General features: G+C 31.5%; 2 protein-coding genes. One reads left to right on the forward strand and one right to left on the reverse strand.

What is annotated here, in order from left to right; translation table 11 throughout:
- Positions 1-793 precede the first annotated feature (793 nt).
- The gene (locus LBD57_RS04130) at positions 794-2,110 is read right to left on the reverse strand and encodes an ISL3 family transposase (RefSeq protein ID WP_373470065.1); all 1,317 of its coding nucleotides are present in this window, start codon (positions 2,108-2,110) and stop codon (positions 794-796) included.
- A gap of 507 nt (positions 2,111-2,617) precedes the next feature.
- Between LBD57_RS04130 and LBD57_RS04135 the strand changes: the two genes are divergently transcribed.
- On the forward strand, positions 2,618-2,809 hold the full coding sequence (locus LBD57_RS04135; protein ID WP_373470066.1) for a hypothetical protein: 192 nt from the start codon (positions 2,618-2,620) through the stop codon (positions 2,807-2,809).
- Positions 2,810-2,815: the final 6 nt, after the last annotated feature.

Below are 2,815 nucleotides of genomic sequence, written 5' to 3' on the forward strand. Positions count from 1 at the left end.
AGATTGTCAAGCAGAAGATAATTGGGGGACTGTTGCAAATAAATTAATTTGTATTTTTAGCTCAGACGCCAAAAAATAATTTTGGCTCTTCGACAATTTAATTGAAAGTGGTATACTTGTATATATTTGTTATGGTCTGTTTTTACGGCATTGTATACTATATATGGTATTTAGATAGAATTATCTGTTAAACATGCTTTTGCATAAATAGAATTTTACAAAGAAAGGGGATATTGAAGTAATAAATAAAAAAAGTTGTTTTTTTGTGAGTATTTGAGTATCATGATTCTACCGATTGAGCGGAGTAAGGCTCTGGAGGAGTCCAACCTTACAAGGACTTAAATCGGTGCAACGTACGAATATATCTACTAAGGGTCATGAGAAGTACTGTTCGCAGAGCTTGCATGGCCCTTTTTATGTCAAAATAATGAAAACAAAGAATAACTGCTGTTCCGTTGTCTTGTTCTAGTGATATTCGGTGTTGCCAGTATCCTCAGAAAACTCCCGAATGGGCGGTCGCCCATTCGGTCTTGAATACTGTCCTAGAAATTATAAGATTCTTAAAGAGTCTAAAGTTACAAGGACTTAAATCGGTGCAACGTACGAATATATCTACTAATGCTCATGAGAAGTACTGTTCACAGAGCTTGTATAGCCCTTTATTTGTAAAACAGTGCACAACATAGAACAACTGCGGATCCGTTGTCTTGTTCTAGTGATATTCGGTGTTGCCAGTATCCTCAGAAAACTCCCGAATGGGCGGTCTTCCGCCCATTCGGTCTTAAATACGGACCTAGAAATCATATGGTTCCCCAGTTTTATAAAGCTTAGGTATTTTTAAACCTCCTAAATGTAAATATATCATATTCTTAAAGTTATCTGTATTAGGAAATCCTCTTGCCCTTCTTTTGATTTCTTGAATTTTTGAATTTAAGCCTTCTATAACACCAGAAGTTATAAAATTATCGAAATGATTTAGTATACCGTCTAAATGTGCTTTAAGAGTTTTTGCAAAATTTTCTAGAGGCTCAAGTCTGGATCTTGTACCCCAAGAAATCAATTTATTAAATCCAAACTCAGCTTCTTGATAATTATCTGCCTCTGCGTAAATCTTTTGTAATTCTAATTTATACCTATAAGCTCTTCCAGTTTTTAAATTTCTTTTTGATAAATGAATTAGTTGTTCACGTTGCTTTTTATTTAAGTTTTCAGGGTTATGTAGCCAAATATATCTTGTTCCGCGTAATATAGGATTTTCTAAAGATTCTTGACGTCTTATCTTATCAATTGCTTCGTTCATAAGTTTTATTACATGAAATTTATCAAAAATAATATCTGCGTTTGGAAGAAATGTTTCCGCACCTGATATAAAAGCTACCGACATGTCCATAGCTAAATATATAATTTTTGATGGATTTCCGTGATTTCTTTTTAATTCTTCACAAAATTGATCAAATACTGAAGCATCTTTTCCATCTGCAATAAACAGGACATTGCGTGAATATAAATCAACAAAAACACTTATATAGTTGTGTCCTTTAGCTCTAGAAGTTTCATCAATTCCAATTGCTTTTATATCTTTCCAATTCAGAGTTAAACGTGCTTTTTGGACTGCTTTATATACTGTTGAGGCAAGTCTTTTGTCTGTTTCACCTAAGCAAAATGCTGCATCTACAAATGTCATTGTCTTGCAATTTGCTATGGCTCTCTGTTCAAATTTAATAGTTAATCCACACTGTGGTCTGGCCCAATCAACCAGGTACGCAGCTTTTTTTCCGCAATTAGGACATTTTATATTCGGTTGATCTAAATGCAGAATTGTTTTGTATTCTAATAAATCTAATGCGCGCCAAATTCTTGGTGCTTTATTGTGTATTTTGCAATTCTCTTCTTGGCAACAAGGCGATGTAAATGTTGTTACTTTGTCATAAGATATATGTACATGTATTTCGTAGTTGGTTAGGTCTATGGTAGCTTTTTTAACATAAAAAGGTGATTTAACCTTTAATAAAATACCCATAGCGTCTTTAAATGATAAATCAATATCATCTATAATAACTGGATCTAAAATAATCTCAATTTTATTATTAGATTCTTCTTGTGTGACCACAATATATGCTCCCTTAGCAAAAATTTAATTGCTTTCTAAGTATACCACTTTCAATTAAAAAGTCAAATAACCTTTTTTTTCATTAGCAAAATAAGCGCTTGTGGAAAAGTAATGGAAAGTGCTTTAATATAGTCGTATAATGAAAGAGTCTTGATAAATATAAAGAAAAAATCTTGAAAAATATAATAATAGAGTATTGAAAAATATAATGAAAGAGTATTGAAAAAGGAGTAAATAAAATTTAAAATTTTTATTTTAGCTTGTATACACGACAAAAAAAAGCAAAAAGGTCTAATGTGGAATAATTTGAAAAAAATTGCACAAAGTTTGTTTAAAAAAAACGTAAAAATTTTTAAGCCTAAATATTCACGCTCGCTTAGAACCTATTGCTTTAAGGCGGACGATCTATAAATTTCTAAAAAAAATTAGAGTATTTTGTGTAGATTTGAAACATTTTTTTCTCTCTTTTGCTTCAATTTTACTCACAAAAAGGGAGGGAAAAAAGCAGTGGCAAAAGCGAAGACAAAAGGTAAGATAAAAGGTAAGATAAAAGGTAAGATAAAAGGTAAGATAAAAGGTAAGACAAAAAAAAAAATTGGAAGATATTTTAAACAGAACTATGCTACGAAGAAAAGAAAAAAAGGCCAAAATAATGATAAGGCGCGTGTATTATCTCAAAGTGATGCTGCGAAGAAATGAGAAAAA

Source organism: Candidatus Endomicrobiellum cubanum (assembly GCF_031278955.1).
Classification (GTDB): Bacteria; Elusimicrobiota; Endomicrobiia; order Endomicrobiales; family Endomicrobiaceae; genus Endomicrobiellum; species Endomicrobiellum cubanum.